At 63.3% G+C, this 5,337-nt stretch carries 9 protein-coding genes; all 9 read left to right on the forward strand.

What is annotated here, in order from left to right; genetic code table 11:
• The first annotated feature begins 837 nt into the window (after positions 1-837).
• The 9 genes from LL972_RS21260 (at position 838) to csrA (ending at position 4,994) form a co-directional block, all read left to right on the forward strand.
• Positions 838-1,161 (forward strand): DUF6166 domain-containing protein, encoded by a 324-nt coding sequence (locus LL972_RS21260; protein WP_228329277.1) that lies wholly within the window; start codon positions 838-840, stop codon positions 1,159-1,161.
• 539 nt (positions 1,162-1,700) lie between these two features.
• The gene (locus LL972_RS21265) at positions 1,701-1,979 is read left to right on the forward strand and encodes a hypothetical protein (RefSeq protein ID WP_228329278.1); all 279 of its coding nucleotides are present in this window, start codon (positions 1,701-1,703) and stop codon (positions 1,977-1,979) included.
• A 385-nt stretch (positions 1,980-2,364) separates the two neighbouring features.
• Positions 2,365-2,763 (forward strand): DUF6573 family protein, encoded by a 399-nt coding sequence (locus LL972_RS21270; RefSeq protein ID WP_228329279.1) that lies wholly within the window; start codon positions 2,365-2,367, stop codon positions 2,761-2,763.
• A 71-nt stretch (positions 2,764-2,834) separates the two neighbouring features.
• Complete coding sequence (locus tag LL972_RS21275) at positions 2,835-3,032, forward strand: hypothetical protein (protein WP_228329280.1); 198 nt, start codon at positions 2,835-2,837, stop codon at positions 3,030-3,032.
• A complete protein-coding gene (locus LL972_RS21280; RefSeq protein ID WP_228329281.1) occupies positions 3,029-3,268 on the forward strand; it encodes a hypothetical protein in 240 nt (79 codons plus the stop codon). The genes LL972_RS21275 and LL972_RS21280 overlap by 4 nt, the downstream gene beginning before the upstream one ends.
• A 15-nt stretch (positions 3,269-3,283) precedes the next feature.
• Positions 3,284-3,862 (forward strand): hypothetical protein, encoded by a 579-nt coding sequence (locus tag LL972_RS21285; RefSeq protein WP_228329282.1) that lies wholly within the window; start codon positions 3,284-3,286, stop codon positions 3,860-3,862.
• An 83-nt stretch (positions 3,863-3,945) separates the two neighbouring features.
• Positions 3,946-4,173 (forward strand): hypothetical protein, encoded by a 228-nt coding sequence (locus tag LL972_RS21290; protein ID WP_228329283.1) that lies wholly within the window; start codon positions 3,946-3,948, stop codon positions 4,171-4,173.
• Positions 4,174-4,365: 192 nt separating this feature from the next.
• On the forward strand, positions 4,366-4,710 hold the full coding sequence (locus LL972_RS21295; RefSeq protein WP_228329284.1) for a hypothetical protein: 345 nt from the start codon (positions 4,366-4,368) through the stop codon (positions 4,708-4,710).
• A gap of 95 nt (positions 4,711-4,805) precedes the next feature.
• A complete protein-coding gene (csrA, locus tag LL972_RS21300) occupies positions 4,806-4,994 on the forward strand; it encodes a carbon storage regulator CsrA (protein WP_046932121.1) in 189 nt (62 codons plus the stop codon).
• Positions 4,995-5,337 lie beyond the last annotated feature (343 nt).

A 5,337-nucleotide genomic window follows, 5' to 3' on the forward strand; every position in this document is an offset into this window, starting at 1 on the left:
TCACGCCTGCCATGAAGTTGGCGATGGCCACTTAGCTCCACTTCTGGCGACCGCTAGAAGTGGGGGGATTACCCCGCGTCATCGCCAGTCGGCCCTAATCCTCGCCCCTGCGCGCTCCGCTTGCAGAAGCCACAGCCACGCCGCGTCCCGCGCGTCGTTTTCCGACCAGCGCCGCGACGACCAGCGTCGCCAGGGCCAATGCCCGGCATCCAGCACCCCGGCCGTGATGCGTGCTCATAGTGCGCTTCCTTCGCATCGACGCAGCGTTATTGATCGCCAGCTTGCTCCGAACATCGCATGGCTCGGCCGCCCTGCAAGGGCGAATCCTCACCCGTTCGCACTCCCTGCGGTCGCTTGCGCTGCGGCTTCCGGGTTCGCCCTTGCAGGTCTGCCTTATCCGCCATGCGCCTGATCGGTGCGCGATCAATAACCCCGCGCCGAAAGGAACGCACTATGAAAAAACGCACGCATCAAGTCCTCACAACGGTGCTGGAAAATCTGCCGGCCATCATCACGGCCCTGGCGACGCTGGTCACAGCCATCGCGGCGCTGGTCGAAAAACTCAACTAAGGAGGGACGGGGCGAAAGCCCCGTTTTTCGCTTCGCTGCATCCGCCCAAAGTAACGGCAAAGCATGCCGACGCAGATCCGCATGCCAAGCGTGGGGGCGTGACCGCAGGCGGTCTACCGGCTTGGGGTGCTGCGCACCGATGCCGCGTGCCGCGTCATCGCCAGTCGGCCCTAATCCTCGCCCCTGCGCGCTCCGCTTGCAGAAGCCGCCGCGCTCCCGTGCACAATGAGTGCTTCCGGGCCGCATGCCCATGCTGACGAGGTGCCAATGAGCCACATTCTGCTGCGAATAGTCGAGGGGGCCTGCGTGGCGCTCTATCGCCACGAACCTGACAAGCGGGCCGAGCTGTTGCCCACACGCCGCGATCTGTTCAACTACGAAGGCGGCTACGGCTGGGGCTATGGCGGCAGTGGTCCGCAAAACCTCGCACATGCCATTGCTGGCAGGATCTTCCTGCTAGACAACCTGAGCGACAAAGAACTGCAACAACGTGCACGTGTGATCCTGGATAAGGTGATTAGCCTCCCGACCCTCGACACCGACAGCGATCATGACGTGCCGGTGGACGCCATCAAGCAGCTGTTCGTCTGACAGGGCTATGCGGGTGGGTAATAGACGGTAGGCAATGCCGCCTGTGTAGCTGGCCGGGCGACAGCAGACTACCCGCCCAGGTAAATCAACACATGACCCCGACTCATCCGTCTATTACCCACCCCGCCTTTCCAGGCTGAGGGCGGGCAGCTCGCCCCCCGCTTGCCCACCGTGGCGCTGATCAGGTGGGCGGCACCACCTGGTCAGCGTCGGCCGTTGGCCGCCCCCGTGGACAAGCCGGGGACGAGCTGCAACCGGCAGGCCCGCCCACCCATGCCCCACCGCTCCCCCGACGCCTGGGGATGGAGACACCCATCCCCCACGGCGACGGGCAGCGCTACGCGCTGGCCGTGGAGCATGCGTGGACGGCCGCGTGACCTGGTGGCCGCCGGCAGGCGGCCACCGATGATGCGGCCTGCGTCGCAGTCCGCAACAGCACACCGCACAGGCGAGGTGTGCAATGGTATTGCACGGTGTAACCTCGCCTATGCACGTGCTATCGCACGCGCACCAAACCACACGCCGAGGACGCGACGACGATGCCTAAATCCGAATCCACCGCAGCAAACGCCAACACCCCCACCACGACGCATGACCGCTTCGATGTCGTCTCACCGCACGCCTACACCAAAGGCGATGGCGAAGCCGGAACCGAGTGGTTCCGGTGCGGTGTTGCCTTTCCCCATCGAAGCGGCGGTTTCACTCTCAAGCTACGCACTGTGCCGGTCGCCATTGAGGGCGAAGTGACGTTGATCGTGCGTAAGCGCGAGCCAAGAGACACAAGAGACAAAGGCGAAGATTGGAACTTGCCGGAATAGATCGCACAGCATTCGTCATCGGGTGCGTCTTGCTCTTGCATGTGTATCGCCTCGCCAGTGGTTAGACGCAGTGTTGCACGCGGGCACGTGGCTGCGCTGCCGGCGACGACTATCCACAAAAGCGGGTTTTGCATGGTGGTGTGTGTGGCCAGGTCAGGCATGCCGGCGTTGTCATGTAATCGAGCTTCGGCAACGACCAGGGCAAGGCGTGGCCGGGGACCAGGCGCCGCGAGCGACCAAGTGCAGCAACCCCTGCATTGATGCGAGCGGTGATGTTCCATCGGCAGAACACAGAGATGCATGCATGACAGCCTGCATGCTTGCATGCAAATCGCTACTATATGGGTGTGCCAAGACATTGCACACCACTACCGGAGACATCGCCATGTTCACTGCATCCGACATCATCCATTCCCACACCCGCGCTGACCTGATCGAGAACGGCGACCTGGTGGACGTGTCTACTCTCGCCCGCGAGGCCGGCTTTAAGGTGCCGGTTGCCGTCACGCGGGCCGTCTGGGCTGACTGCGTTGCATGGAGCCAGGACGACACCAAGCGAAAGCGCGTGCCGCAGGATGAGGAAGGCCGCTTGTGGGATGTGCTGTTCATGGCGCGCAACTTCGCCGCCCGTGGCGGTGACGCCAACCGCGTGCCTTTCGCCCTGCATCGGGTGCCCCGTGAGGGCCGAGGCCACCAGGCCCGCATTGTGACCCTGCACATGCACATCGGCCCCGGCGACGATGCCGAGCCGGTCATCACCATCATGCAGCCCACCGAAGACTGACCCCCTTTTTTTTGCCTAATGGTGTGTAATGGTATTGCACACCACGGGCCGGAACGATCGAGGAACCGACGATGGACCAGGCCAAGACCACCGAGCAGATCCACGGCGTGAGTGTTGACGCCGGTCTGCGCCACGCCCGCGCCGTACTCGCAGAGCTGACCGACTTCGTGCGGTCCACGCCATGCCTTTGCTGCCCCGCGCTGCCGCCACTGCCTGCGATCCAGTGCGAGCGCTGCCGGCTTCTGGATCGTGTTGGCGGTGCCGCATGACTGCCGCCAACAACGTGCGTGCACTGATCGCCGACCACCGCCGCCATGAGCGCGCCTGCCGGGCGCATGCAGCTCGCTTGCGCCGCGAAGCCCAGCAGCTGCGCGAGCTGCCCGCCGGAGGCGCACGCAGCCTGTTCCGCGCCCACGAGCTGGCACGCAAAGCGATCGCACTCACCGAACAAGCCGACCACGACCGCGCCGCCGCTGCGCTGTTGGCCAACACCCCCAACCACTGACCAGGACACACCGCCATGCGCAAGCTACCCCACCCCGCCTCCCTCACTGCCGCCGAGCGTGCGCAGTGGCGTGATGACCTCACAGGTCCGCGCTATGCCCACCAGCCGCACGACTTGGCCGACGGCTCCCGCTACTACGTTGCCGAAGAACTCGGCCGCATCATCGTGACCGAGTTTCACGGCAAGAGCTTGAAGCTGGACCGCTATTCGTTCCGCTCGCAGGCCGAGGCCGACGCCGAAATTGCCCGGTTCACTGAGCGCCGGCAGCGCGTTGCCGACGCCCACGCCGAACGCCGCGCAGAAGCCAAGCGGCCGCACACGCTGGAAGTGGGAGCGGTGCTGGTGTCCAGCTACGGCTACGAGCAGACCAATGTGGATTTTTACGAAGTCGTCGCCGTGCAGAATCGCACCGTGACCCTGCGCGAGCTGGTCCAGGAGCGACAGGACACCGGCAACATGTCCGGCACCACTATCCCGGTGCCAGGCCAGTACACAAAGGCCGAACCGCTCCGCAAGCGCGTCAACCCCCGCAATGGCGTCAAGCTGTCCAGCAGCAGCTACGCCCACCCGTGGGACGGTCGCCCGCAATACTAGTCAAGCTACGCTTGAATTATCCTAGTGCGGCACGCCGCCGCTGTCCGCTGTGTTCCCCTCGTTCCCCTCATGGAGTCATCCCAATGAAACTGCGCCACTCGCTCCTGTATGCCATCCGTCACCATTTCGTAAATCTGGTCCTGAGCTGCGTACTCGTCGGCTTTGGCATCTACGGCCTTGCGACCCTTGAGCCGGCTGCACCCAATGCGGCATTTAGCAGTCCAATCAGCGACCACGCGTGGGTGATCTACTTGATCGGCGTTGTTTGCGGTCTGGTGGGGCTTCTCTGGATCGCGTACAAGTCACGCTAATGACACAGTAGGGGTCAGCAAAATGGACGATCAAGAAATTTTGCATATTGTCAACCGTTTGGAGGCATGCCTTGCCATCGCATGGCTCTGCTGGATGCTGTATCTACTCACGTAAGCTGCGGCGGTAGCTTTTTTTTAGACTCAAGGTGTGCAATGGTTTTGCACACCGTGAGCCTTGCGAAGGAACGACACATGGAATACAGCAGATCCAACCACGGCAACACGCGCACCGGCAGCTATCGAACCCCGCATCCGGGCTTGCTGCTGCACGTGCGCAGTCAAGTGGAGTCGGGCCGGCCACAATTCGGCGTGCACTTGGCCAAGCGCGTCGGCGATACCGCAGGCCCGGCGTATTGCACGGTCTATGGTCTGGCCGCGCTCGATGTCTTCATCCTCTCGCCGGCAGCGGTGTCCGACAGCTTGGCTGCGCTGGTTATTGCCGGTGGGCACTACATCCTCACCGTCGAGGTGGCAAGCCAGCTGGCCGCTGACTTCGCGCTCCCTGTGCGTGCGCCGGCATTGCTCGAAGGCGCGTAATGCGCCTTCTGTCCTTGGATGCATCGCGCTGGCCGGCAGCTGGACGCAGCGCAGCGGTGCTTCCACCATTCCCACACTCCTGCAGGAAACCCCACATGCTCATTCTCACCCGCAGTATTGGCGATGCGTTGATGATCGGCGACGAAGTGACCGTGACGGTCTTGGGCGTCAAAGGCAACCAGGTCCGCATTGGTATTGCCGCCCCGCCGCACGTGCCCGTCCACCGCGAAGAAGTCTATGAGCGCATTCAGCGCCAGGGCGATCGATCCGAGCCGACGACGTAATGCCAACGTGCAAAAGCGCACATCCCAAAGGTGTGCAATGTATGTGCACACGGCAGCTGCTTGCGGTTTAAGGGCCGCAGGCCGATACTTGGCAGCGATATGACAACGCGGGCGGGAGTGCTGCTAGCGCAGTAGAACCCCCCGAAAACGAAAAAACCGCCCCGGCAAGGGCGGCTTTTTCATCACTGGTCTGGCGGGAACACCAGAGCAATGGGGCCTAATCGATGCCCCCATCCTAATCCCGCCGGCGAAGCCGTGCAAGAGGGAAAGGATGCGAAGGCCCACAAGCCAAACACCCCGCCCCGCTGCCGTTCATCGGCGCGGGACATGTCAGCAGTAGACC

This window comes from Xanthomonas campestris pv. asclepiadis (assembly GCF_020784175.1).
GTDB lineage: Bacteria > Pseudomonadota > Gammaproteobacteria > Xanthomonadales > Xanthomonadaceae > Xanthomonas > Xanthomonas campestris_D.

Bases quoted from the DNA above. Each gene is read 5' to 3' on its own strand.
- LL972_RS21280 (WP_228329281.1), top strand. From the start codon at position 3,029: ATGACTGCCGCCAACAACGTGCGTGCACTGATCGCCGACCACCGCCGC.
- LL972_RS21260 (WP_228329277.1), top strand. From the start codon at position 838: ATGAGCCACATTCTGCTGCGAATAGTCGAGGGGGCCTGCGTGGCGCTC.
- LL972_RS21290 (WP_228329283.1), top strand. From the start codon at position 3,946: ATGAAACTGCGCCACTCGCTCCTGTATGCCATCCGTCACCATTTCGTA.
- csrA (WP_046932121.1), top strand. From the start codon at position 4,806: ATGCTCATTCTCACCCGCAGTATTGGCGATGCGTTGATGATCGGCGAC.
- LL972_RS21275 (WP_228329280.1), top strand. From the start codon at position 2,835: ATGGACCAGGCCAAGACCACCGAGCAGATCCACGGCGTGAGTGTTGAC.
- LL972_RS21285 (WP_228329282.1), top strand. From the start codon at position 3,284: ATGCGCAAGCTACCCCACCCCGCCTCCCTCACTGCCGCCGAGCGTGCG.
- LL972_RS21295 (WP_228329284.1), top strand. From the start codon at position 4,366: ATGGAATACAGCAGATCCAACCACGGCAACACGCGCACCGGCAGCTAT.
- LL972_RS21270 (WP_228329279.1), top strand. From the start codon at position 2,365: ATGTTCACTGCATCCGACATCATCCATTCCCACACCCGCGCTGACCTG.
- LL972_RS21265 (WP_228329278.1), top strand. From the start codon at position 1,701: ATGCCTAAATCCGAATCCACCGCAGCAAACGCCAACACCCCCACCACG.